This is a genomic window from Blautia sp. Marseille-P3087 (assembly GCF_900120195.1).
Classification (GTDB): domain Bacteria; phylum Bacillota; class Clostridia; order Lachnospirales; family Lachnospiraceae; genus Blautia_A.
This window is the reverse complement of sequence record NZ_LT635539.1, coordinates 1815123-1840807: the sequence shown is the minus strand read 5'-3', so window position 1 is coordinate 1840807 and position 25685 is coordinate 1815123. Positions and strand designations below refer to the sequence as shown.

The following is a 25685-nucleotide window of genomic DNA, read 5'->3' as shown; positions in this document are numbered from 1 at the left end:
AAGAACAATGAAGAAACAGGTATTCAGTGTATTGCTTACACTTTGCATGGCTTCATCAACTATGCCGGCAACAGTGTTTGGAGCAGAAGAGGGAAGTGTGGCAGTTACGGCGGAAGTATCACAGCAGGATGATTCTGCAAAAGATACTAAAGAAGCCGGCAGCAGTGAGGCAAAAGTTGAAACTCCGGCGGGAGATACAGCAAAAGAAGATACAACAAAAGAAGATTCAGCAAAAGAAAATACAACAAAAGAAGATTCAGTTTCCGGGACAGAAGAGGACACACCAAAGGAAGAGAAAGTAACAGAAGAGAAATCAAAGGAAGAAACATCAGAAGACGAAACGAAAAAAGAAGAAACACCCGAATCAGAGAATACACAGAAGAACGAAACGGCACAGGATGCTGATGAGCAGAAACAGGCAGAAGCGGCAGCACAGAACGCTGACGAGAAAAATACAAAAGACATCGCGGTACAGGCAAACGAGGGCGAGAAAGATGTTGTGAGTAAGACAGACTTAGAGACTGCATTGAATGACGATAACATTCATACAATCAATATCACGGGCAATATCATGTATACAGGTTCTTTAACCACGAGTAAAAGGATTGTAGTAAAAAACGGATCAACTTTCACGTGGAGTGTTTATAAGGGTACATTTAGTGTGCCTCTGGAAATTGAAAGTGGCGCTACTTTTATAGTGTCTTCATCTTGGCAAGCGATTGTTAGTGGGGATGTTACAAATAATGGTACAGTTAATGTTACACGAAGCAGCTGGGGTATATGTCTGTGGAATGCAGTCACCAGTGGAAGTGGAACGCTGGGAAGTTCAACTGCAGACGTGGTTTATGTCAGATATGGATGCGTACCGGATACAATGCTGACAGGTTCATATAGAATCAATGTTCTGGATGATCAGAGTGCATATCCGACAGTAGCGCTTCCGACAACGATGTATGTAGGAGATACGATCACACCAACATTTACAAATATTATCGGAAGTGTTGATCTGGCAAGTGTTTTTACCTTCAAATGGAAAGATGGAAATTCCTTTGAAAGATATGATAAAGCAGTAAGTCCAAAGCTGACAAAGGCAGGAACATTGAAACTGAATGTCAGTGTAAAAAAACCTTATGCCATGCAAACAAGTGGAAACAGTTCGCCGGGAAGCCTGGATGCACAAGGAACAGTAACCCAAAAGCTTCTGAATATCGTCTACGTAGATGCAAATAATGGTAATAACAATAATCTCGGAGACACCACGACCAGTGCATTAAAAACTGTCGGCGAGGCAATAGATCATGTGGCTGAGGGCGGAACAATCATCTTACTGAGTGATTGCAACAGTTCGGCCGTAATTGAAAAAAGTGTTACCATAAAAAGTGCTGATGGAAATAAATTTACATTCAATCCTTCCTATATTTATGTATATAAAAGCGTGAATTTTGCGTCTGTGAATTTTGAAGGACTGACAGTCAGCAAAGCAGCGGGCAATATCGGAAATATTGCATTTAACAACTGTACCGGAACAATTTCAAGTATTGCGGATAGTATTGCAAACGTCACGGTGGAAAATTCTGCACTTGGCACAACAGCGGATGGGGTATTAAGCGCAGCCGATATTTTGACATTAAATAATTCCTCTTTTTCCGGAAAATTCCAGACCAATAACTTTGTTTCGAATGGAAATAATACATTAAACATTGTAAAAAATCGCCCGAGCCGTATCAATGGAAGTATCACGATCGCAGATCCGATTACTATTCAGGTGAATGCGGATGACTTTACAAAAGGATTAAAAGTACTTGAAATTCCGGAAGGTACCGGAGATACTGTCCAGGATAAGGTGCAGCTTACAGAGGCACAGAAACAGAAAGGACTTTATAAGCTGAAAGGCCAGAAACAGTATAATGGCACATATATCATTGTTTCACAGAGAGCTGACGCAGCCGGCAAGATTGCTGTGGCGAATGAGCCGTTTATCAACCAGGAAGTAGGAGAACCTTACGGAAATCTATCGACAGCCCCGAACCTTTATGGAAAAAGTGCTGAATGGAGTGGATTCAGCAACACAGCCGAAAAGAAATGGATGGCAGACGATATTCCGGAGTTGACGGTTGTCCTGAAAACAGGATCAGATATGCATTTTGACAGCACTTTTGATCCGCAGAAGATGAGTGTACATACATGGCCGGACACTACAGACTGGGATTATATTCCAAATGACGAAAATAAACATTCAAATGTTGAGATTCTGGTAAAAGACGGACAGGGTGCCAGTGCAGACGGAACGACATTTACATTTACAGTCCGCTATCCGAAGGTGGATCGGCTTGATCAGACAATCACAGTGGACACTACAGCAAGGAATGCATATTGCAATGATACACTGGAGGCACGTGAGGTTACTGCAGAGACGGAACTTTCCTATGAGAGCAGCGATCCGACTGTAGCAACGGTAGATCCAAAGACCGGAGCTATCACGGCACTGAAACCGGGAACGACGCAAATCATTATAAGAGCGGCACAGTCAGATCTGTACAAAGAAGCTGTATCTGGTTACGAGCTTATCGTAGACCATGCACCGGTTACGGCACCGACGGCAATCACCGGGCTTGTTTATAATGGCAAGGCACAGAAACTGGTAAATCCGGGCAGTACGGCAGAAGGAAAGATGATGTATAAAGTCGGCGATGGCGAATGGAGTGAAGAAATACCGGAAGCGACAGAAGCCGGAGAATACACAGTTTCCTACAAAGTAGTCAGAGCCGAAGGGCATGGAGAAACAGATGTACAGCAGCTCAAAGTAACAATTGCACCTGCAAAAAAGGATGATTCAAAGAAGGATGATTCAAAGGGCGACACCGGAAATAAATCAGATGGAAAAGATGATACATCGGATACAAATAAGAACGGTGACACAAATAATAACAACCAAAACAGTAATACAAATACGACTTCTGTGACGAATACAAATAAAACATCCGGTGGTACACAGAGCACAGCTGTAAAAAACAGCACGACCGTATCCGCAGTAAAAACGGGCGATACGACCGACATTTTAGGTTATATCGGCGCAGCTTTCATAGCACTTGCAGCCGCAGCCGGAATCTTCTTTATCAGAAAAAAAGACAGATAATAGCTGAATAAGGGGCAGGACCATACGGTTCCTGCCTCTTATCTATGACATGAACCCCATTATCTTGTATTTTTTACATCATCTGTGCTAAGATGAGTGTCAGAAAGTGAGTGAAATCAATATGAAACAATAGAAAATACAAGACAGGAGAAAAAAGATGAATCGAAAAGATTTCAAAAACAAAAGTGAAATGCAGATATTTCTGTCATATTTCAAACCTCACAGGAAACTGTTTTTTCTGGATATGGCATGTGCACTGGGAATTGCGATGATCGATCTGGCATTTCCATTTATTTCCAGATGGTGTATGTACAAACTTTTGCCGGATAATGCGTGGAGAATATTCTGGACCGTTATGGCAATCGTATTTTGTGCATACATTCTGCGGTCTGTTTTTACCTATATTATTACTTACTGGGGACACACGTTTGGTGTACGGATAGAAACAGATTTTCGACGTGATTTATTTCAGCATATTCAGGAGCTGAGTTACTCGTATTTTGACAATGCCCGCGTGGGACAGTTGATGAGTCGGCTCACATCGGAACTATTTGATATTACGGAGTTTGCACATCATGCACCGGAAGATATTTTTATTTCAACAGTAACGATCATTGGCGCGCTGATCATTATGTTTACAATCCAGTGGAAACTGGCGCTGGTGATCGCGGTGACAATTCCGATTTTTCTTGTGATCGTGTGGAAATGCCGTTTTTCCATGCAGAATGCATCCCGTAATGTAAAAAAAGAGATGGCAGCGATCAATACGGATTTTGAATCCGGACTTTCCGGCCTTCGTACGGCGAAAGCTTTTGCAAATGAGGAAAAAGAACTCGACAAATTTGATTCTGCAAATTTGAGCTACCGTGATTCAAAAGCGGATTTTTATCGGGCAATGGGAATGTTTAATTCCGTAATGGAATTTTTCATGTGTATTCTTTCAGCAATCGTGATTGCGGTCGGCGGTGCACTGATCATGTCAGATCAGTTGAACATCATTGACCTGATCACATTCAGTTTGTATGTGTCTACTTTTGTAAATCCGGTACGTAAGCTTTCAACGACGGTGGAACTGATTGCGAACGGAACAGCCAGTCTGCACAGATTTGTAGAACTGATGCGGACAGAACCGGGACTTAAGGATGCACCGGATGCCACGGAGTTTCAGAATGTCAGAGGACAGATCGATATAGATCATGTCGGATTTGCTTATGAGGGAGATCAGACAGTACTTAAGGATGTTTCCCTTCATATAAAACCGGGTGAGACGATTGCGTTTGTAGGATCTTCCGGTGGCGGAAAAACTACGCTCAGTCAGTTGATTCCGCGATTTTATGATGTGACTGACGGAAGTATTTCCATTGATGGAATGGATGTAAGAAAGGCTACACAGGAATCGCTGCACAGAAATATCGGTGTTGTGCAGCAGGAAGTTTTCCTTTTTGCAGACAGTATTGCGGAGAACATCCGTTATGGAAAACTCGATGCGACAATGAATGAAATCATACAGGCGGCCAAGATGGCAGAAATTTATGACGATATTATGGAAATGCCGAAAGGATTTGATACAAATGTCGGAGAAAGAGGCGCACTTCTTTCCGGTGGACAGAAACAAAGAATTTCAATTGCACGTATTTTTCTGAAAAATCCGCCGATTCTGATTCTGGATGAGGCAACTTCTGCGCTGGACAGTGTGACAGAGGCAAAAATCCAGGAAACATTTGAGAAACTTGCAGTCGGAAGAACGACGATTATCATAGCCCACAGACTTTCTACAGTCAAGAGTGCGGATGACATCGTGGTTATCGAACAGGGACAGATTGTTGAAAAAGGATCGCACAACGAACTGATGCAAAAAGAAGGGGTATATGCATCACTGGTTCATACACAGGAATTAAAAAAGTAATCGGGGGATTAACCCTCGATTACTTTTTTGATTGCGTCATAAAGTTCGTCGTATGTTTCATATGCCGGAATTTCAGGATATTCGGCTTTGATCGCATCGGTGCTCTTAAAGAGAAATCCTGCCTTGCTTGCCTGGATCATGCCGAGGTCATTGTGGCTGTCACCGCTTGCAATGGTATCATATCCAATGGACTGCAGTGCTTTTACGGTTGTGTATTTGGATTTTTCACAGCGCATTTTAAAGTCTGTGATCTCGCCGTTGTCTGCGACTACGAGAGAGTTGCAGAAGATAGTCGGATAACCGAGTTTTTTCATCAGAGGTCCGGCAAACTGTGAAAATGTATCACTGATGATGATGACCTGAGTCAGTTCGCGAAGCTTGTCCAGAAATTCTTTGGCGCCCGGGATCGGATCGATTTTGGAAATGGTTTCCTGAATCTCCTTCAGTCCAAGGCCATGTTCTTTCAAAATGTTGAGACGGTATTTCATTAGTTTATCGTAGTCCGGCTCATCTCTTGTTGTTCTTTTTAATTCCGGGATACCGGTTTCTTCTGCAAATGCGATCCAGATTTCAGGAACCAGTACGCCTTCAAGGTCTAAACAGACAATTTCCATAATTTCTCCTCCGTTCTGAGATAACTTTATTATTGTAGCATGGTACCGCGTCTCTTTAAGTGTGTATTCGTATATCATTATAACCGAAAAATATCGAAATCGCTATATAAAATTACAGAAAAGTAGACTTCCTTAATTCATTCAAAAGGAATCCTGCTTGTATCACATCGGCAGTTAGTGATATGATAAACAGGAAGAAATAATGAGAGGCTTGGTGAAATAGAAATGAAACAGGAAAATTATATAAAAGGAATGGTTATGATCATTCTGTCGGCATTTTTCTTTGCATGCATGAATGTCAGTGTGCGTCTGGCGGGAGATCTGCCATCCATTCAGAAAAGCTTTTTCCGTAATCTGGTGGCGGCAATTTTTGCAGCGATCATTTTAGGCAAAAATCATATTGTGCCAAAGGTGCAGAAACAGTACTGGGGTGCGCTGCTCCTTCGCTGCGCGTTCGGCACACTGGGAATCCTCTGTAACTTTTATGCGATCGACCATCTGCTTGTTGCCGACGCTTCGATCCTGAACAAATTGTCCCCGTTTTTTGCAATTATTTTTTCTTTTCTGATTTTGAAAGAAAAGATTACTCCGATGCAGGGAACCTGCGTGCTGCTGGCATTTATCGGATGCCTTTTTGTGGTAAAACCGGGATTTCAGAATGCAGCTCTGATTCCGGCGCTGATCGGAGTCTGCGGAGGACTTGGAGCAGGAATCGCATATACAATGGTGCGTGTGCTGGGAACACATGGAGTGAAAGGTCCGATCATTGTATTTTACTTTTCTGCATTTTCATGCCTGTTTGTGCTTCCGTATCTGATTTTTGATTATACTCCGATGACAGGAAAACAGCTTGTGACGCTTCTGATGGCGGGGCTTTTTGCAGCAGGCGGTCAGTTTACGATCACAGCAGCATATACGTATGCACCGGCAGGTAAGATTTCTATTTTTGATTATTCGCAGATCATATTCGCGACACTTCTGGGATTTTTCCTGTTTGGTGAAATTCCGGATTGCTATAGTTTCATAGGATATGGTCTGATCATTCTGGCATCACTGGGGATGTTTGTTTATAACATGAAGGTTATAAAATGTCGATAATAAAAAGGTCCCTATTGATTTCGGGTAAGGGAGCGGATATAATGTGGACAGAAATGAAAATGTTTTAAAATAACACAAAATCCGGATCAATAAGGAGGTACATTGTTAAGATGAAAATCGGAAATGATATTTATTATGTAGGTGTAAATGACCATCAGGTCGATCTGTTTGAGGGACAGTATGAGGTGCCGAACGGTATGTCCTATAACTCTTATGTGATCAAAGATGAAAAGATCGCAGTTATGGATACCGTAGATGCAAACTTCACTGAAGAATGGCTTGGAAATGTTGCCAAAGTCCTGGATGGAGCAAAGCCGGATTATCTGGTTGTACAGCATATGGAGCCGGATCATGCGGCAAACATTGAAAACTTCATGAAAGCATATCCGGATACCACTGTTGTTGCAAATACAAAGACTTTTACCATGATGGAAAATTTCTTCAGAGGTATGGATCTGGAAGGCAAAAAACTGGTTGTTGCCAACGGAGAGAGTCTGACACTGGGCAAACATGTCCTGACATTTGTATTTGCACCGATGGTTCACTGGCCGGAAGTTATGGTTACATATGACAGCACGGACAAAGTTCTGTTTTCCGCAGACGGATTTGGTAAATTTGGTGCTCTTGATGTAGAGGAAGACTGGGATTGCGAAGCCCGCCGTTATTACATCGGTATTGTCGGTAAATACGGTGCACAGGTACAGAAGCTTCTAAAAGCAGCTGCAACTCTGGATATCCAGACGATCTGCCCGCTGCATGGACCGATTCTGACTGAGAATCTGGGACATTACATTGAGAAATATGACATCTGGTCCTCTTACAAGGTTGAGAGTGAAGGTGTTGTGATCGCATATTCATCTGTTTATGGAAATACAAAGAAAGCCGTAGAAGTTCTGGCACAGAAGCTGGAAGAGAAAGGCTGCCCGAAAGTTTCCGTATTTGATCTTGCAAGAGATGATATGGCAGAAGCTGTTGAAGAGGCATTTCGCTATGGTAAACTGGTTCTTGCCACAATCACCTACAATGCCGATATCTTTCCGTTCATGAAAACATACATCGACCATCTGACAGAAAGAAACTATCAGAACCGTACGATCGGTCTGATTGAGAATGGAAGCTGGGCTCCGAATGCTGCCAAAGTTATGAAAGCAGAATTTGAAAAGAGCAAAAACATTACATGGCTTGATACCACAGTTAAGATCATGTCTTCCTTAAGTGAAGAAAACATCAAAGAACTTGATCAGATGGCAGAAGAGCTTTGCAAATAAAATAAAGAAATCCCCACAGGATATGAGGCGCTGAAACTTTAAAGAATTTCAGTATACATATCCCTGTGGGGATTTTTTACTGTATGAAATCAGAAAAACAAAAAATTTGGTTTACAGTTCGATTACAACCGCCTGGTAATTATCAAGAATTACAGAGTCGTCGCTGATGTTCAGCTGAGGATAATTGTTGAGCAGAACTTTGCGGCATGCAGACGGCAGTTTTACAGTCTGAGGCTCTTTCTGGAAATTGCCGAGTACAAGGAGGGTTTTGTCTCCTTTACGATAGTAAGACATCAGGTTGTGCTGCTCTTCGAGATAAGGAATCAGTTCGCCATAAACAATGGTTTCTTTATATTCCGGATTTTTACGCAGTGCAATCAGTTCTTTATAGAAAGAAAGAAGAGAATCCGGATCGTTTTCCTGTGAAGCTACATTGATCTCTTTATAATTCGGGTTGAGCGGAAGCCATGGATTTCCACTGGTAAATCCGGCATTGGCGCTGTCGTTCCACTGAACCGGTGTACGGGCATTGTCACGGCTGTATCTGGAGATGCAGGACAGTGCCTCCTTTTCGTTCAGACCGGCATTTTTTGCAACATGATATTCGTCGATTGTGCTGATATCATCGACCTGATCGATGGACTGGAAGTGCATATTTTCCATACCGATCTCCTGTCCCTGATAGATAAACGGCAGGCCGCGGAGCATAAAATACATTGTTGCAAGAAATTTCTTACTGTGGAGAGAAAGGTCTCCGTCCGGGATGTAGTGGCTGACACCACGCGGTTCATCATGGTTTTCTATAATATTGGAAAGATAACCGATATCCCCGACACGCTGCTGGGAGTGGAAACAGCATTCTTTGTAGTCATCAGGAGTGATGGTTTTGCGGTCGTACCAGCCGTTCGGGCTTCCGCCGAAAACAGTTGTGGAGAAATCAAACATACTGGAAAAATATCCACCGTCTCCGATGAAATCCGGAAGCTCTTCGTCTTTTTCATCAAATACTTCACCTACGGAAAAAGCATTGTGCGGGCCAAAGGTGCGCGCCTGCATTTCGCTTAAGAATTCACCGATTCCGGTAGCTTCTTTCAACATATTCTGAATGCTGGAAAGGCCGTCCGGACGATCGACGGGATAGTCCGCAAATGGAAATTTCTTCTTGATATTAATGATCGCATCGATACGGAAACCGCTGACACCGCGATCCAGCCACCAGTTGATATTTTTGTATATTTCTTCACGAACCTCCGGATTTTCCCAGTTCAGATCCGGTTGTTTCCTGTGGAAAACGTGCAGATACTGTTTGTCCGGATGCCCCGGCAGAGTTTCCCAGACAGGACCACCGAAGTAACTGCGCCAGTTGCATGGCAGTTCGCCTTCTTTTTTGTCGGTAATGTAGAAGAAATTGCCGTATTTTCCGTCCGGATCTTCGCAGGCTTTTTGGAACCACTCATGTTCATCAGAACAGTGGTTTACTACGAGATCCAGAAGAATATACATATCACGTTTCTTTGCCTCGACAAGAAGACGGTCCATGTCTTCCAGTGTTCCGAAAACAGGATTGATGTTGTAATAATCAGAGATGTCGTATCCCTGATCGGCAAAAGGAGACGGATAGCATGGGGAAATCCATACAATGTCGACACCCAGAGCTTTCAGATAGTCTAATTTTTCTATAATTCCCGGGATATCCCCGATTCCGTCACCGTTTGAGTCATAAAAACTCTTTGGATAAATTTGATAGGCAACTTTTTCATGCCACCATTTTTTTTCCATAATAAAGTCCTCCTCAGTTTATATCGTGAATCTATTATAAGCTCTTTTGAGACGAAAGTGTTATAAAAATATATTTATATCTCTGATAAAAAATGAAGTAGATATATAAGGAAGAAAATTCTCAGGAAATTCTATTGACAATTTTTCTCATTTGGCATACCGTTAATCTGTATATAATGATAAAAAATATCAATAAAACAAAGAATCAGACAAAAATAGGAAAAGACAGAAAGGAAAGTCGATATGACATCATTACGTGAACTTCCGATTGGAAAGACTGCAACAATACGTTCTGTCGGTGGAGAGGGAGCATTGCGGCAGCATTTTCTGGATATGGGACTGATCCCGAAGGGCGAAGTGACCATGGTGAAATATGCGCCGATGGGCGATCCGATGGAACTTCGTATCCACAGTTATGAACTGACGCTGCGACTTGCAGATGCAGAAAAGATAGAGATAGAGAATATACGCGACGCTGTTAGTGTACCGGACAGCAGGGCGTTACATAAAAATAATACAGCGAGGACAATTCCGCATCCGGGACTTGGTGAAGGCGGAAAATACCACAAAAAAGAGACGGAGCATCCGCTTCCGGACAATGAAATTCTTACGTTCGCGCTTGCAGGAAACCAGAACTGCGGTAAAACCACATTATTTAATCAGCTGACTGGCTCCAGCCAGCATGTCGGAAACTTTCCGGGCGTTACCGTAGACAGAAAAGATGGAAATATCCGTGGAAAAAGCAATACTCTGGTCACCGACCTGCCGGGTATTTACTCCATGTCACCGTATTCCAGCGAGGAGATCGTAACACGAAATTTTGTGCTTGATGAACATCCAAAAGGAATCATCAACATTGTAGATGCGACGAATATTGAGAGAAATCTGTATCTGACGATGCAGTTGATGGAACTGGATATTCCGATGGTTCTTGCGTTGAATATGATGGATGAGGTGCGGGAAAATGGCGGTTCCATTCTGGTCAATCAGATGGAGGATATGCTGGGAATCCCGGTCATCCCGATTTCTGCGGCAAAGAATGAAGGAATTGATGAACTGGTACAGCATGCCATTCATGTGGCAAAATATCAGGAACGTCCGCAGCCAATTGATTTTTGTGATGTAAATGAAGACGGTGGTGCGGTACATCGGTGCCTTCATGCAATCATGCATCTAATCGAGGATCACGCGAAGGCAGCCGGAATTCCGGTACGTTTTGCAGCAGCGAAGCTTGCCGAAGGCGATTCGCTGATTATGGAAAGTCTGAAACTGGACCAGAATGAAAAAGAGACACTGGAACATATCGTTAAACAGATGGAAAAAGAGCGTGGACTTGACCGTGCAGCAGCTATTGCCCATATGCGTTTTGATTTCATCGAGAAAGTCTGTGATGAAACAGTCGTAAAGCCAAAAGAAAGCAAAGAACACCTGAGGAGTATGAAGATTGACCGCATTCTGACAGGAAAGTATACGGCAATTTCGTGCTTTATCGGAATCATGGGACTTGTTTTCTTCCTGACTTTCAGCGTGATTGGTGCATTTTTGCAGAATCTTCTTGAGATGGGCATCACGGCACTGGGTAATATTGTAGATCAGTGGATGAGGGCGGCCGGTGTCAATGGTGTGATTCATTCGCTTGTTATGGATGGAGTTTTTAACGGCGTCGGAAGTGTTTTAAGTTTTCTTCCGGTTATCGTGACGTTGTTTTTCTTCTTATCGTTGCTGGAAGACAGCGGATATATGGCGCGTGTTGCATTTGTAATGGACAAGCTGCTGCGAAAGATCGGTCTTTCCGGAAGAAGTATTGTTCCGATGCTGGTCGGATTCGGTTGTACTGTTCCGGGTGTTATGGCAAGCCGTACACTTCCGTCGGAACGTGACCGTAAGATGACGATCTTGTTGACTCCGTTTATGAGCTGTTCGGCAAAGCTTCCAATCTATGCATTTTTTGCGGCAGCATTTTTCCCGAAACATGGAGCACTTGTAATGATTGCTCTGTACTTTGGCGGGATTTTGATGGGAATCCTGATGGCACTTCTGATGCGGAGAACGTTGTTCAGTGGAGAAGCAGTGCCGTTCGTTATGGAACTTCCGAATTACCGTATGCCGGGTGCAAAGAATGTCGGACATTTGCTCTGGGACAAAGCGAAAGATTTTCTGCAGAGAGCATTTACTGTTATATTTATGGCAACCCTGGTGATCTGGTTCCTGCAGACTTTTGATGTGCATTTCAGCATTGTGACTGATTCAAAAGACAGTATTCTTGCGATGGTGGCAAGTGTGATTGCACCGATTTTCAAACCAATGGGATTCGGTGACTGGCGAATCTCTACAGCATTGATCACCGGATTTATGGCAAAAGAAAGTGTGGTATCGACGCTTTCCGTTTTATTTGGAAGCACTGCGACTTTACTGGGCTGTATTACGCCTTTGGCTGCCGCGAGCCTGCTTGCATTCTGCCTTCTGTATACACCATGTGTTGCTGCAATTGCATCGGTCAAAAGAGAACTCGGTGGCAAATGGGCAGTCGGGGTTGTGATCGGACAGTGCGTGATCGCATGGGCAGTTGCATTTGTAGTGCATCTGGTCGGTGGGTTTTTCTTCTGATAGTTGATCGTATTGATGGAAATTTCCGGGAGAGCAGGATATCATAGTGAAACTGCTATTTTCGGTAACGGCTTATATTCAGGGCGATCCCCATTTCTCCGAGGAGAAAGACGATGGAAGTGCCACCGTAACTGATGAAGGGAAGTGTGATTCCGGTGTTGGGAATTGTGTTGGTGACAACGGCAATGTTCAGAATGACCTGAATCGCCAGATGTCCCATGATCCCGGTGGAGAGCAGTGCCCCGGAAAGCTCCTGACAATGCATGGAGATCACGCAGAGCCGCCAGAGCAGCAGGGCGAAGATCAGAATCAGGATAATGGCACCTGCAAGCCCTGTTTCTTCACATATAATTGAAAAAATCATATCATTCTGGGCTTCGGGGACGAAGCCCAGTTTTTGTATGCTGTTTCCGAGACCACGGCCAAAAAGCCCACCGCTCCCGATCGCATAAAGTCCCTGAATGGTCTGGAATCCTTTTTCATATTTTTCCGGATTACGCCAGATAGCGAGACGTTCCAGACGGTAGCTTTCTGCAGCGAGAAAGACTGCGATAAAACCGATGCCGGCACTGCCGAGCGCGACGAACTGCATGTAGCGTGGACTGGAAGCGAAGATCAGAATGACACCGATTCCGAGAATGATGATCGCGGTACTTAAGTTGTTGGAACCGACCAGACCTGTGATGGGGAGTAGAGTCAGCATCGTGCGGCACATGAACCAGAAGCCGTCCGTTCGTCTGCGGGAGTTTTCTATCTGCCAGGTGAGAAAGAGAATGACAGCGACTTTGGCAAACTCTGAAGGCTGGAAGGAAAGAGGACCGAGATTCAGCCAGCGTTTTGAACCGTTGATCTCCTGTCCGACAAGCAGCACTGTGGTAGAGAGATGCAGGGAGAGCAGATAGGCAGCAGGCGCAAGCCGGACAAAAAAGCGATAATTCATGGTGGAGATTATATACATGGCACCAAGACCGAGTGAGGTGGCGAAAAGCTGTTTTTTGAAGTAATAGGCAGAGTCATGGAAGCGAACCCGGCCGTTATATTCGCTGGCACTTAAGAGGATGATCAGCCCAAAAACAGCCAGGACAAGAACGAGGATCAGAAGGGCAGTATCAACGGGTGGCTGTGTGTTCTTTTTCTGATCGGACATGAAGCACCCCAAAAGTCTTTTATTAAATGCTATATGAAAAATGCCGAAAATATACATGAAGGATTGTACAAAAATAATGGTGTGCTATAATTTTGAATATATCAAACGAAGGCAGAATAAGATTATGGGTTTCATAGAAAAGCTGGAAAAGAAATTATTTGAAATGCAGGATCTGAAATACAGGGATTTTCACAGCAGGCTGCTTCCGGGAATCGACAAAGAAACGATTATCGGGATCCGCACACCGGAGCTTCGAAAATTTACAAAAGAGTATGCAAAGACTCCGGAGGCAGAGCTTTTTATGCAGGAGTTGCCACACAGATATTATGAAGAGAACAATATGCATATAATGATCGCATCGTGGATAAAAGATTACGAAAAATGCCTTGCGGAAGTGAAAAGATTTCTTCCGTATGTAAATAACTGGGCAACCTGTGACCTCCCTGCACCAAAGATTTTTGTAAAACATAAAGATGAATTGCTTCCGGAGATCCGCAGCTGGATTGCGTCAGATGAGACTTATACGATCCGTTATGGAATCGGCATGCTGATGACATTTTATCTGGATGAAGATTTCAGACCGGAATATCTGAAAATGGCAGCAGATGTCGAATCTGAAGAATATTATGTAAATATGATGATCGCATGGTATCTTGCAACGGCGCTTGCGAAGCAGTGGGATGCCACCATTCCATATCTGGAAGAACGTAAGTTGTCAGAGTGGGTGCACCGTAAGACTATCCAGAAAGCAATCGAGAGCTACCGGATCACACCGGAGCAGAAGGAGTATCTGAAGACCCTGCGAAAATAGCACAGAAGACATACCACAAAAATCCTCCGCATACACTGTAAAAACAGTGCCTTCGGAGGATTTTTCTTTGAAAGATTACATCGAAGAACGTGCAGTGGAAATTGCGTACTACATAATAGAAACGAAAGCGACGGTACGGCAGACGGCAAAAAAATTCGGGATAAGCAAGAGTACGGTACATAAAGATGTCACAGAACGGCTAAGCGAAATCAATCCCGGCCTTGCAGGGGAAGCCCGTAAGATACTTAATGTCAATAAGGAAGAACGCCACATCCGTGGCGGACTGGCTACCCGGGAGAAGTACCTTCATATGCAACATTGAACCGGCGGACGTACCCTGGCGCCTCCTCGATATGCAATGAAAAAAGAAGCAGCTGGATTACAGCTGCTTCAGTACGTTTAAGAGTTTTGTATTATCGTCGGGCATCATGATGCAGAAGCGGACAAATTCACCGTCCAGACACTGGAAGGAAGAACAGTCGCGGATCATCAGGCCTTTTTTGATGCAGGCCTCAAAGACATCGGCGGAAGTCAGACCGTCCCGGCGGATTTTTAATAAGATAAAATTGGCATAGGCAGGATAAACTTTAAAAGTAGGGATATTTTGAAGTTCCTGCTCCATGCGGTCACGCTCATCGAGAATCAGATCACGCGTTTCCTGAATGTAGTCGTGGTCACGGAGCATCAGCTCTCCGGCAAAGGCACCAAGACTGTTCAGTGACCATGGCGTCTGTTTTTCTCGCATTTTGGAAAGAAATTCCATATTTCCGGTAATTCCGTAACCGAGACGCATGCCTGGTGCAGCATAAAATTTAGAAACACCACGCAGTACCATGAGATTGGTAAATTCTCTGGTCAGAGGAATCGCAGTTATTTCTTCGACATCCGGTGCGAACTCTACGTAAGTTTCATCGATCATGACAAAAATATCTTTATCTGCACAAAATGCGATCAGTTTGCGGAGATCCTCCTGCATGATCGCAGAGGAAGTCGGATTATTCGGATTGCAGAGAATCAGGAAATCATAACCGTTTTCCAGAGTTTTGCACAAATCCTCTACATCGAGAGTGAAATTTCGTTCTTCTCGCAGATGATAATATTCCTGTGTGCTTCCGGAGAAAGAGAGTTCTCTGGAATATTCGGAATATGTCGGTCCAAGAATCAGGGTGTGTTTCGGCGCACGTTCCTGAATCAGAAGTGAAATCAGTTCACTGGAACCGTTGCCCGGTAAAATAAATTCAGTGGGAATCCTGCAGTATTCTGAGATCGTATTTCTGAGAGACACATAATCTCTGTCCGGATAGGAAGAAAAAAGATCCACATTTTCTGCAATTGCTCTTTTTACAGAGACGGAGAGTCCCAGCGGATTGACGTTTGCTCCAAATTTGACGATATCTTCTTTATTTAAATGATAGTAGTCACATATTTTTTCTATGTCACTTCCATGAAAAACCATTTTTGTAGTCATAAGGTTACACTCCTCATTTTTTCGCTATTTACTATAATAAATCATCGAAGCGTTTTTTACAATAGACAACCGTCGAAGATGTGTTATACTAGAAAAACAGATGTTATTGTGAACAGAAACAAACAGACAACATTTGTAATAATATTTACAGCAGACAAAAATGTAAGGTGAGGGATAAATATGAGACTGCAGATTGTACAGGATGCACTGAAACAAAAAAATATCAAGTTTGAATATACCGAAGAAGACGGTTGCGGAAGTCTGGATTTTATGTTCCGCGGACTGAAATTCCATGTGTGGGAATATCACGATGGAGTCTGGGGTGCAGAGACAAATATCTATGAGGCAGGCAGAAGTGAGGATATTGAGGGCGATTATGAAGAAAAGATTGCCAGAGAAATTCTGTCATGGCCGGATATGATCAATAATTAAGCAGGAGAGAAAAAATGAAACTTGTAAACATTGCCGATGAAGGCGCAAAATATAAATGGCAGCTTTATGATCTGTATGATAAAGCATTTCCGGAACAGGAGAAAAAGCCCCTGCATGTAATGGAAAAACTGGTAGCAGATGGAAAGATGGAGATGCTTGCCATGGTCGACGAAGATGAATTCGCAGGACTGGCAATCAATCTGATTGATGCGGAGCAGAATCGGGCGCTTCTGGATTATTATGCGGTCGCACCGGAGAAACGAAATTCCGGATATGGAAGCATGGGACTGGAGGCATTGCTTAAAAAGTTCAAAAATCATAAATATATTTTTGAAATAGAAACACAGGATGAAAAAGCAGAAAATGCCGAAGAACGCAAAAGAAGAAAGGCTTTTTATCTTCGGAACGGACTTAGGGAGACAGGATTGTTTGTAAATGTGTATGATACGGATTTTGAAATCCTTACACCGGACGGTGAACTGACTTTCTGGGAATATGTAGATTTTCTGCGAGAAGTAATGCATGAAGAATATGTACAGATTCTTCGCCCGACACTGATCGCGATGAAAAAGAAATAGCAAATAATATAACAGACAGTAATAAAAATACAAAAGGAAATTGAGGACAGGGAACGTGGGAGAGAATGTGGTTTTAGTTTATCTGGTAGTATGTTTTTTTGTATTTCTGGCAGGATTTGTAGATTCGATTGCAGGCGGAGGCGGACTGATCTCGCTTCCGGCATATATGATCGCAGGGCTGCCTGTACATACAGCAATTGCAACAAATAAAATGAGCAGCTTTATGGGGACTTCTGTATCGTCTTTTTACTACATGAAAAAAGGCTTTATGAAGTGGAGAATCTGTATTCCTGCTGTTTTTGGTGCGATTGCCGGTTCCTGGATGGGTTCTCATCTGGCACTTCTGATTTCGGAGAGCATTTTGAAGATTGCCATGCTGATCGTGCTGCCGATAATTTTGTTTTATGTTCTGAGGAGCAACGCGCTTAAAGGAAATGAGGAAAATACAACAGACGTAATTGATGGAATGCTGATTTTTAAATGCGTGATCATTGCGGTCGTAATCGGTGTATATGACGGTATTTACGGACCGGGAACGGGTACATTTCTGATGCTTTTGTTTACGGGATTCTGTCATATGACACTGAATGATGCAGCAGGAACCACAAAAGCGATCAACCTGACAACCAATATCACGGCCCTTGTCGTATTTCTGATCAATGGCAAAGTACTTCTTCCATTGGGAATTGCAGCCGGGGTATGCAATATGGCGGGCAATTATCTTGGAAGCCACAGTTTTGCATCTAATGGACACAAGATCGTGAAACCGGTTATGATCGTGGTCATCGTGATCTTCTTTGTCAAAGTACTGACAGAACTGATCTGAATTTGAGAAGTATATAAAAATGAATAAGAATTACAGGAGTACATACAAAAGCCAGAGCTTAATAGCCCTGGCTTTTAATGTATTCATAAGTTCTCTTGCAGTTATCGTGGTCTCTGGCGACAAAAAGATTGTTACGCATTGCGGCATAAGCAGGTTTTTCCTGAAAACCATTTTCTGTATACTCGCGGATGAGACGTATCAGCTCATTCTGATTTGTACAGCGGTCGCCGAACAGGTCTTTTTCCATATTTACATAACTTCCGTTCGTTTCGTTGTACTGCTTTAGATCAAACTGATAAAAAAGTATCGGTTTTTCCAGATAATAAGCATCCCAGCAGGCGCTTGAATAATCTGTGATCATCATGGAACAGCCCATAAGAAGCTGATTCAGAGGCTCGGAATTGAAAGAAATCAGTTCGATCAGATTATTATCAGCGTGGAAATTATCAATAAATTCCCTGAGCTTCGGATGAATATAAAATACAAGCCGAATCTGTTTTTCTTTCAGATAATCCAATAACTCCTGATCATTCAGAAGGGAAGTATAGTGCCGATAATAACTGCTCTGACAAAACAGTTCATCATTCTGGCCTTCCAGCCAGCTTCGCCATGTCGGCATCAGCAGTATGAACGGATGTGCCGGATCAGCGGTATTTTCCAGTTTGTCCCAGCGTGCAAGTCCGGTAACAGGGACTTGGGACGGTTCATATTCCATATGCTGTGTGATGATATTTTTTTCAAATTCAGATGATGCCGTAAAATATGTCACAGGCGAGGAAGAATGCACCCCAAAAAGATTATCTACATTTTTAAGGTACAGTACTCCGTGCTGAAGAAAATAAAGTTTTTGTTTATTGATCTCTCTTGTGACAGGGTTCGGCATCGGTTTCCAGATATAGGCATGGTGACGTCCGTCCGGAGAAATATACAGATCCGCAGTCAAAAGATACAGAATATGGCGAAAACTTAAGAAAGGGATCACGTTCTGGCTGTATTTCTGCATGTCATTCCACTGAGGAGATTTCCGGTCCAGAATAAAGTAGACATTCTTTTCATTTTGTTTCATACAGTATTCAAAAAAGTAAAAACCATTTTCCTGCGCGGTGACACAGAATTTTTCGTAGATCAGCCATATATGACGTTTCCTGAGGAGTTTACCGAATATTTTATAAATAGCAAAAGCGGACAGTTCCTTTATTCGGAAACTGAGTCGGTCATGTGGCTGCCAGTGACGGCATCGGAGCAGGAAACTGTGACCGGAGCCGCCCATCGGGAAATACACGAAATCACCCAGACGGACATAGTGCCTTCCGAGAAGGAGTGCAAGACGGACTTTGCTGTCAAGAATGGTTGTGTAAACAGTATCGGAAGTCATGTCTTGAAAAAACAGTGTCCAGTCACCGTCATTTTGTTCCAGAAAAGAGGCGTCAATCTTTAGTACCATTTCTGATGAATTGTCTGTCGACAGTTCCACAGGATGTGAAAAATGAAACCCTGTATTCTGAAAAACGATTGAAGCCTGAAGCTGTATGGCTTTCTCAGGACGACTCAGAAGCAGAATGAGTTTTTTATTTTTTGTTTTTAAGCTTTTAATATGAAGTGTCTGTTCCATAAAAACCTTTCTGAACATGGAAAAGAGCGATTATTTCCGCTTCATCCATTTTTTGATTTCTTCACAGATATGTCTGCTGTGTTCATGATCTTCAAACTGGAAGTATTCCTGCTGCATTTTTTCGTATTTGGGCTCCATACGGAAGTTGTTCTGAATTGTTTTTTCCAGGGAATCCAGCAGCTGATCAAGTGTTTCGGCACGATCACCAAAGAGGTCTGTCTTCATATCGATATAACTTCCATGCGCTTCATTGTATTTGTCCAGATCAAACTGGTAAAACAGAGTCGGCTTGTTCTGGTACAGGACATCCCAGGAGACACTGGAATAATCCGTGATCAGCATTTTGCACTGCATAAGCAGTTCATTTACCGGTGTGTCACCGAACGATTTCAGGTGAATACGGTCACTTGCAATGTGGAAAGATTCTGTATGTGCCTGGAAGATCGCGTGCAGATAAAAGTTTGCGTGCAGATCATATTTTTCCAGAAGATCTTTAAAACGTTGAGAATTGAGCAATGCTGCATAATGACGGAAATAGTCGCTTTCTTCAAACTCGCGGTCGGAAGCGCCTTCCAGCCAGCTTCTCCACGTCGGCATAACCAGAATATCATGTGAATCCTGTGATTTATCTTTTAATACATCCCAGCGTGCAAAACCGGTATTGATAACTTCATCTGGTTCATAATTGAAATTGTCGATTACGATCTGTTTTTCTTTTTCACTGGTAACAACAAAAAGATCACAGCTGCCCGGCTTGCCTTTGCCATAAAAGAAATCAACCCGTTTCAGCGCAGTAACCCCATGCTGGAGGAATACAAACGGCAGTTTCTTCGTATATCTGGTAAAAATACTGTGGCGGCTTCGCTGTGCATAAATGTGGCTGCGGGCATCGGTGCTTACGAGCAATTCTGCGGCAAGAATATAACACATGTGTCGGATCGTCATAAAGTGTACAACATTTTTCTTATATGGACGGATCATATCGTAATCAGGAGAATCCTTTGTGATTATGTAGTAAATTTTCTGTCCGAGATAGGTTTCCTCGTCATTTTCCATGCAGTGTTTGAAGAAATAATATCCGTTGTCCTGAGCTCTGGTGGAATATTTTTCGTCTACAAGGCAGATGTGTTTCTTTTTCCAATAAGGCTTTGCTATATTATAGAGAAACATTGCAATAAATTCTTTCAAAACGATATCAAAGCCATCGTATTGTTCGCGGGCACGATTGACCAGTGCCAGTTTGGTACCTCCGGTGTAATAAGGATAGACATAAAAGTCATCCGGTGTATGGAAAGAACCGTTATACAGAAATTTCATGAACATACGACGTCGCGTGGGAACTGTGATCTGTATACGGTTGGTGCGATTATTTTCAGGATCGAAAACCTCTACATAAATATCCCAGTAAAGACCATTCCATGTGACAGTATGGAGATCCAGAGAGATTTTGATACGGAGCATATTGCCATGTTTTCTGGTGCTGACTGTGGTGAAGTCGTAGGCTATGGCAGCTTCGGCAAGCTTATTGCGGAAGCGGAAAATCGTTTTTACATATTCAAGCGAATCCGGTTTGAGATCAAATGTGATTTTCAAAATTCCGCCGCGCATACTGAGCCCTCTCAGATCACAGATATGGGTTACCTGAATAAAGCGGTTACGGCTGCAGAGAGTAATCCAGAATGCATGGGAATCGTCAGCAGCAGGCTGGAGCAATACAATACGTTCGGTCTGGATTTCTTTGATATCATCTTTGAGATAAATATCCTCTATAAGAACAGCGGGTTTTATAGAACCTGCTGTCTCGGATGGTGGACAGAGACGGTACAGATGAACATTTGAATTGCTTGTGGTCTCCACAGTCAGATAGAAAAAATTGGTGCCGGTAAGCTCATAAAAAGCTTCTATAAAAGAAAAATCCAGAAGATATGTGTCCGGATCCGGACGGGAAACCTCCGGAAATAATTGCATGCCTGTTTTGTTGTGCTTTAAAATAAATCGAAGAGATGCATCTGGGTCTGCAGAGAAGTCTATAAGTTTCAGAGCGATTTTTCCATTTGCAGCAGATATGATCTCTGTGGTAATACAATCTGTTGCTGACAGATCATATGGTGAAATCTTTTTGCTGAGCATAGTGCCTCCTTGAGTAATGTGTCCTTTCTGATGGACAGTTTCTGAAATTTGTGTATTCATTATAACATAGGGGAGAGTGCAAAACAACGAGGAGAAAATTGACAAAGGATATTGCCGTGGGATAAAATAGTCTGAAAGGCAGAAAATCAGAAAGGAAAATACGGATGAAGGCAGAAAGCAGATTTACCAAGAATAATACGTTGGCAGTAAAGGGAATTGCGATTTCTTTTTTGCTTTTTTATCATTGCTTCTCGCAGGCATCAAGAATGGGTGGGGGGGCATCGGTGGATTTTACACCGCTTTCCAGAGAAGCAGCAATGATGATCAGCCGCTGCATGGTACAGTGTGTCGGTCTGTTTGCTTTTTTGTCTGTTTATGGACTTACACGTTCTGTGAAAAAGAAATATCAGTCCTTTGAGTTCAGCGGCCGTGAAGGAACATTGCTTGTACTGGAACGCTATCTGCATCTGGTACTGTTCTTTACAGTTCCGTTTTTCTTCTGTATGGGCGTGACATTTCTGACAGATACATCCAGTTATGCGAAGGGACTGGTAAGTACACTGGTCAGCATTGTCATGGATTTCTTCTGCGTGGGACATCTTTTTGGTACACAGGTGCTGATCAGTACCTGGTGGTACTTAAGCCTGGAAGTTCTTCTTATTGTATTTCTTCCGTTTGTCCTGCGCTTTTACAGAAAATACAGTTGGCTGATCGTATTGATGTTTCTGATTCCGGGAAGTTTTCTGATAGAAAAGAATGTACATCTTACAAAATACCTGTTTGTGATGCCGCTTGCAGTGTGCTTTGCGGATCAGGATGTGTTGGAGCGGATTCGAGATTTTATGATCGTCAGAAACAAATGGTTGAATAAACTTATTAAATTTATGATAGAAACAATCATTATGTGTGCGCTTTTTATATTCTGGTACAGTGCGTGGGGAAGAGAACATTTTGAATTTGTCCTGAATGGACTGATTCCGGTGTCTGTGATCTGCTGGTCGTATGAATTTTTGATCGATCTTCCGGTAATTCGCGAAATCCTGCAGTTCATGGGAAAACATTCTGCGAATGTATTTTACATACATAGTTTTATCCGTGCAAAATGGATTGGAAATTTTGTATATTCCTTTGGACATGCATTTCTGATCTGGTTTGTATTGATGGCGAGCAGCATCGTGATTTCAATTTTTTTGGAAGGAATCAAAAAAGCCGTTCGGTTTGAACGGCTTTCAGGAAAGATATCAGATGGAATTATAGGATGGGCAGACAGAGCGCTCTGGTGTGTCAGCAGAAACGACGTTTGATAGCCACGCAGATCTGTCGGCTGTGCTGCTGGTCTTTGAACTGAAAATATTCTGAACGCTGTCGGGCATAGACTGGTTTTAATGCGAAGTCATGTTCGGCAGCTTCTTCTATATAATCAAACAGTTCAGCGGAAGTTTCAGCACGGTCGCCAAACAGATCTTTGCGCATATCAATGTAGCTTCCGTGTGCCTCGTTATATTGGTCAAGGTCAAACTGATAAAACAGAGTTGGTTTGTTTTGATAAAGCATGTCCCAGCAGACACTGGAATAATCCGTAATCAGCATGCGGCATTTCATCAGCATCTCATTTACGGGTGTATTGCCAAAGGAGAGCACATGAATCCGATCACTGGCTGCATGGAATGTTTTAAGGTGACTTTGGAATTTGGCATGCAGATAAAAATAAATCTGCAGGTCATGCTTTTCCAATATTTCATTGAAATGCCCGGAGTTGAGAAGCAGCATATAGTTTCGGAAGTACGTACTATCTTCGAATGCTTCATCTGAAACAGAATCAAGCCAGTTTCGCCAGGTCGGCATAATCAGGATATTATGGCTGTCCTGAGAGCAATCTTTCAGAACATCCCAGCGTGCAAAGCCGGTATTGGCGACTTCAGCCGGTTCATAACCAAAATTGTCGAGAATGATTTTTTCTTCCATCGTATTTGTGACGATAAAGAGATCACAGGCACTGCGGTTTCCTTTTCCATAAATAGAATCAACACGTTTCAGGGCAGTTACGCCGTGTTGGAGAAAAACAGATTTCTTCTTTTTTATATAGCGGTTAAAAATACTGTGCCGACACTGTGTCGCATATGCATGATATTTAGAGTCGGAACTGACGATCAGATCTGCGGCGAGAAGGCTGCACATGTGGCGGAGCGACATAAATGGTACGACATTTTTGCTGTAAGGTGAGACTTTCGGATAGTCCGGTGATTTCCTGTCAATAATATAGAGGATCTTCTTGTTCAAATAAGACTGTTCGTTATTTTCCATACAGTGTTTGAAAAAGTAATAGCCGTTATCCTGTGCCATGGAAGAAAATTTTTCACATACAAGGCAGATATGCTGTTTTTTCCAGTAGCTGCGAGTGAGACGGTAGAGCAGGACTGCAAATATTTCCTTATAAATAAGAGAAGTGCTGTCGTATGGAGTACACTCACGGTAGGCGAATGCCAGCGTTTTATCTCCGGTATAAAATGGATAGAAAGAAAAGCCGTTTTCGGTATGATGCGCTCCGTTATAAAGGAATTTATGAAAAAGCCGTTGCCGGGTATCCATATGGACAGGAATCTCTGCAAGCTCCCCGGATGCAGGATCTTCCAATATGATGTACACGTGCCAGTACAGGCTTTTGAGTAGCAGATCCTTAAGGTTCAGCGAAATCTGCAGGCGCACAGTGGATTTTCTATCAGCAATGAGCTCTGTCCGGAAATCAAAGGAAGTGGCATCTTCGTTCAGTTTATTCTGATAGGAGAGAATAGTTTTTACATATTTAAAAGGACCGGCTGTAAGATCTGCGCGGATATTCAGGTTTCCATGGCGGATCCGGATGGAGCGCAGAGAGCAGGACGCAGCCGGGGTGGAAAGTGTCTGATCGGTCATAGGTCCTCCGAAAAAATTTTTTCTATATTATATCATAAAAAAATCGGAATAAACAGTTGACATGAAGAAAAAGATGTGATAAGTTAATACAGAACGCTGCCGAAGACAGTAGGTGCCGTAAGGCATAAGGATCAAAACGCCTACCGAGGACTAAGTATTCTATTTAAGATTACAGAGACCTTACTGTCATGCAGTAAGGCTTTTTTTATGTTTTGACGCGGCGGTATAAATCTATAAGGAGGTGTACCATTTATGGCAAAAGTAGAACTGAAACAACCAATCGTAGAAGAAATCTCAAACAGCATTAAAGACGCACAGGCAGTAGTACTTGTTAACTACAGTGGTCTTACAGTTGAACAGGATACAATTCTGCGTAAGGAATTAAGAGAAGCTGGTGTTCAGTACAAAGTTTACAAAAACACAATGATGAAACGTGCATTCGCAGGTACTGATTGTGAAGAACTTAGCCAGCATCTGGAAGGAACTAACGCTCTTGCAATTTCTACAACAGATGCTACAGCACCGGCAAGAATCCTTGCTAAATACGCAAAACAGTTCCCGGCTCTTGAACTCATCGCAGGTGTAGTTGAAGGAGCATACAATGATCAGGCTGGAATCCAGGCTCTGTCTCAGGTTCCGTCCAGAGAAGAACTTCTTGGAAAACTTCTTGGAAGCATCCAGTCTCCTATTACCAACTTTGCTCGTGTGCTTAATCAGATCGCAGAGGCAAATGGTGGAGCAGCTGAAACAGAAGCAGCCGCTGAATAATAAAGTGAATTTGATGTAATCAAATTTGCGATACGCAAACGTAGCGTAGCGGAGTTCGCGGTTCCCGTAAGTAACTGCGATTAATGAGAATAATCTAAAAAATGGAGGAAAATTAAAATGGCAAAATTAACAACAGAAGAATTTATTGCAGCAATCAAAGAATTATCTGTATTAGAATTAAATGAACTCGTAAAAGCTTGCGAAGAAGAATTCGGTGTATCCGCAGCAGCAGGTGTTGTTGTAGCAGCAGCTGGAGCAGCTGGAGAAGCAGCAGAAGAAAAAGATGAGTTCGACGTAGAACTGACAGAAGTTGGACCGAACAAAGTAAAAGTTATCAAAGTTGTTCGTGAAGTTACCGGTCTTGGACTGAAAGAAGCTAAAGCAGTAGTTGACGGTGCTCCGAAGGTTGTTAAAGAAGGCGCATCCAAAGCAGAAGCTGAAGACATCAAAACAAAACTTGAAGCAGAAGGCGCTAAGATCACTCTTAAATAATTCTGTTAAAGAACGAAGCGATACGGGGACACCTTATGGTGTCCCTGTTTTTGCGTTACATGGTATATAGAAAAAATGTCAGGAACATTTTTGAGATAAA

Annotated in this window: 19 protein-coding genes, 1 pseudogene and 1 other annotated feature; of the genes and pseudogenes, 13 read left to right on the top strand and 7 right to left on the bottom strand. The window is 42.8% G+C overall.

What is annotated here, in order from left to right; all coding sequences use genetic code 11:
* The first annotated feature begins 7 nt into the window (after positions 1-7).
* Both BQ7344_RS08775 and BQ7344_RS08770 read left to right on the top strand, forming a co-directional pair.
* Positions 8-3136: a hypothetical protein gene (locus BQ7344_RS08775; protein ID WP_072522280.1), complete on the top strand. Its 3129-nt coding sequence runs from the start codon at positions 8-10 to the stop codon at positions 3134-3136.
* Positions 3137-3293: 157 nt separating this feature from the next.
* On the top strand, positions 3294-5042 hold the full coding sequence (locus BQ7344_RS08770) for an ABC transporter ATP-binding protein (RefSeq protein ID WP_072522279.1): 1749 nt from the start codon (positions 3294-3296) through the stop codon (positions 5040-5042).
* A gap of 8 nt (positions 5043-5050) precedes the next feature.
* Here BQ7344_RS08770 and thrH read toward each other — a convergent pair whose 3' ends face one another.
* On the bottom strand, positions 5051-5656 hold the full coding sequence (gene thrH, locus BQ7344_RS08765; protein ID WP_072522278.1) for a bifunctional phosphoserine phosphatase/homoserine phosphotransferase ThrH: 606 nt from the start codon (positions 5654-5656) through the stop codon (positions 5051-5053).
* A gap of 225 nt (positions 5657-5881) precedes the next feature.
* Here thrH and BQ7344_RS08760 point away from each other — a divergent pair, with 225 nt between their 5' ends.
* Complete coding sequence (locus BQ7344_RS08760) at positions 5882-6754, top strand: DMT family transporter (protein ID WP_072522277.1); 873 nt, start codon at positions 5882-5884, stop codon at positions 6752-6754.
* A gap of 110 nt (positions 6755-6864) precedes the next feature.
* Positions 6865-8019 (top strand): annotated as a pseudogene (locus BQ7344_RS08755) (FprA family A-type flavoprotein); the annotation flags it as partial.
* Positions 8020-8133: 114 nt separating this feature from the next.
* Here BQ7344_RS08755 and BQ7344_RS08750 read toward each other — a convergent pair.
* Complete coding sequence (locus BQ7344_RS08750; protein WP_072522275.1) at positions 8134-9801, bottom strand: alpha-glucosidase; 1668 nt, start codon at positions 9799-9801, stop codon at positions 8134-8136.
* 243 nt (positions 9802-10044) lie between these two features.
* Here BQ7344_RS08750 and feoB point away from each other — a divergent pair, with 243 nt between their 5' ends.
* The gene (gene feoB / locus BQ7344_RS08745) at positions 10045-12408 is read left to right on the top strand and encodes a ferrous iron transport protein B (RefSeq protein ID WP_072522274.1); all 2364 of its coding nucleotides are present in this window, start codon (positions 10045-10047) and stop codon (positions 12406-12408) included.
* A gap of 55 nt (positions 12409-12463) precedes the next feature.
* Here the strand turns inward: feoB and BQ7344_RS08740 are convergent, their stop codons facing one another.
* Positions 12464-13555 carry an FtsW/RodA/SpoVE family cell cycle protein gene (locus tag BQ7344_RS08740; protein WP_072522273.1) on the bottom strand — a complete coding sequence of 364 codons (1092 nt, stop codon included), beginning with the start codon at positions 13553-13555 and terminating at the stop codon, positions 12464-12466.
* 124 nt (positions 13556-13679) lie between these two features.
* On the opposite strand from BQ7344_RS08740, the gene BQ7344_RS08735 reads away from it, so the two are divergent.
* Both BQ7344_RS08735 and spoIIID read left to right on the top strand, forming a co-directional pair.
* Positions 13680-14366, top strand: coding sequence for a DNA alkylation repair protein (locus tag BQ7344_RS08735; RefSeq protein ID WP_181985366.1), 687 nt, complete (start codon positions 13680-13682; stop codon positions 14364-14366).
* Between the two features lie 67 nt (positions 14367-14433).
* Positions 14434-14688, top strand: coding sequence for a sporulation transcriptional regulator SpoIIID (gene spoIIID, locus BQ7344_RS08730; protein WP_072522272.1), 255 nt, complete (start codon positions 14434-14436; stop codon positions 14686-14688).
* Between the two features lie 57 nt (positions 14689-14745).
* On the opposite strand, the gene BQ7344_RS08725 is transcribed toward spoIIID, so the two are convergent.
* Positions 14746-15834, bottom strand: coding sequence for a pyridoxal phosphate-dependent aminotransferase (locus BQ7344_RS08725; RefSeq protein ID WP_072522271.1), 1089 nt, complete (start codon positions 15832-15834; stop codon positions 14746-14748).
* Positions 15835-16014: 180 nt separating this feature from the next.
* Between BQ7344_RS08725 and BQ7344_RS08720 the strand changes: the two genes are divergently transcribed.
* The 3 genes from BQ7344_RS08720 to BQ7344_RS08710 are packed head-to-tail and all read left to right on the top strand — an operon-like array spanning position 16015 to position 17670.
* Positions 16015-16266 (top strand): kinase, encoded by a 252-nt coding sequence (locus BQ7344_RS08720; protein WP_072522270.1) that lies wholly within the window; start codon positions 16015-16017, stop codon positions 16264-16266.
* 14 nt (positions 16267-16280) lie between these two features.
* A complete protein-coding gene (locus tag BQ7344_RS08715) occupies positions 16281-16844 on the top strand; it encodes a GNAT family N-acetyltransferase (protein ID WP_072522269.1) in 564 nt (187 codons plus the stop codon).
* 55 nt (positions 16845-16899) lie between these two features.
* On the top strand, positions 16900-17670 hold the full coding sequence (locus BQ7344_RS08710; RefSeq protein WP_235816082.1) for a sulfite exporter TauE/SafE family protein: 771 nt from the start codon (positions 16900-16902) through the stop codon (positions 17668-17670).
* 58 nt (positions 17671-17728) lie between these two features.
* Here the strand turns inward: BQ7344_RS08710 and BQ7344_RS08705 are convergent, their stop codons facing one another.
* Together BQ7344_RS08705 and BQ7344_RS08700 are read right to left on the bottom strand one after the other, a co-directional pair.
* Complete coding sequence (locus BQ7344_RS08705) at positions 17729-19300, bottom strand: CDP-glycerol glycerophosphotransferase family protein (RefSeq protein ID WP_083585515.1); 1572 nt, start codon at positions 19298-19300, stop codon at positions 17729-17731.
* Positions 19301-19312: 12 nt separating this feature from the next.
* Positions 19313-21412, bottom strand: a complete 2100-nt coding sequence (locus BQ7344_RS08700) for a CDP-glycerol glycerophosphotransferase family protein (protein WP_072522267.1) — start codon at positions 21410-21412, stop codon at positions 19313-19315.
* 164 nt (positions 21413-21576) lie between these two features.
* On the opposite strand from BQ7344_RS08700, the gene BQ7344_RS08695 reads away from it, so the two are divergent.
* A complete protein-coding gene (locus BQ7344_RS08695) occupies positions 21577-22716 on the top strand; it encodes a hypothetical protein (protein ID WP_072522266.1) in 1140 nt (379 codons plus the stop codon).
* On the opposite strand, the gene BQ7344_RS08690 is transcribed toward BQ7344_RS08695, so the two are convergent.
* The gene (locus tag BQ7344_RS08690) at positions 22697-24325 is read right to left on the bottom strand and encodes a CDP-glycerol glycerophosphotransferase family protein (RefSeq protein WP_072522265.1); all 1629 of its coding nucleotides are present in this window, start codon (positions 24323-24325) and stop codon (positions 22697-22699) included. The genes BQ7344_RS08695 and BQ7344_RS08690 overlap by 20 nt on opposite strands.
* 81 nt (positions 24326-24406) lie before the next feature.
* Positions 24407-24540: a sequence feature (ribosomal protein L10 leader region), on the top strand.
* Between the two features lie 37 nt (positions 24541-24577).
* Here BQ7344_RS08690 and rplJ point away from each other — a divergent pair.
* Both rplJ and rplL read left to right on the top strand, forming a co-directional pair.
* A complete protein-coding gene (gene rplJ / locus BQ7344_RS08685) occupies positions 24578-25093 on the top strand; it encodes a 50S ribosomal protein L10 (RefSeq protein WP_072522264.1) in 516 nt (171 codons plus the stop codon).
* Between the two features lie 117 nt (positions 25094-25210).
* Positions 25211-25585 (top strand): 50S ribosomal protein L7/L12, encoded by a 375-nt coding sequence (rplL, locus tag BQ7344_RS08680; RefSeq protein WP_015541728.1) that lies wholly within the window; start codon positions 25211-25213, stop codon positions 25583-25585.
* Positions 25586-25685 lie beyond the last annotated feature (100 nt).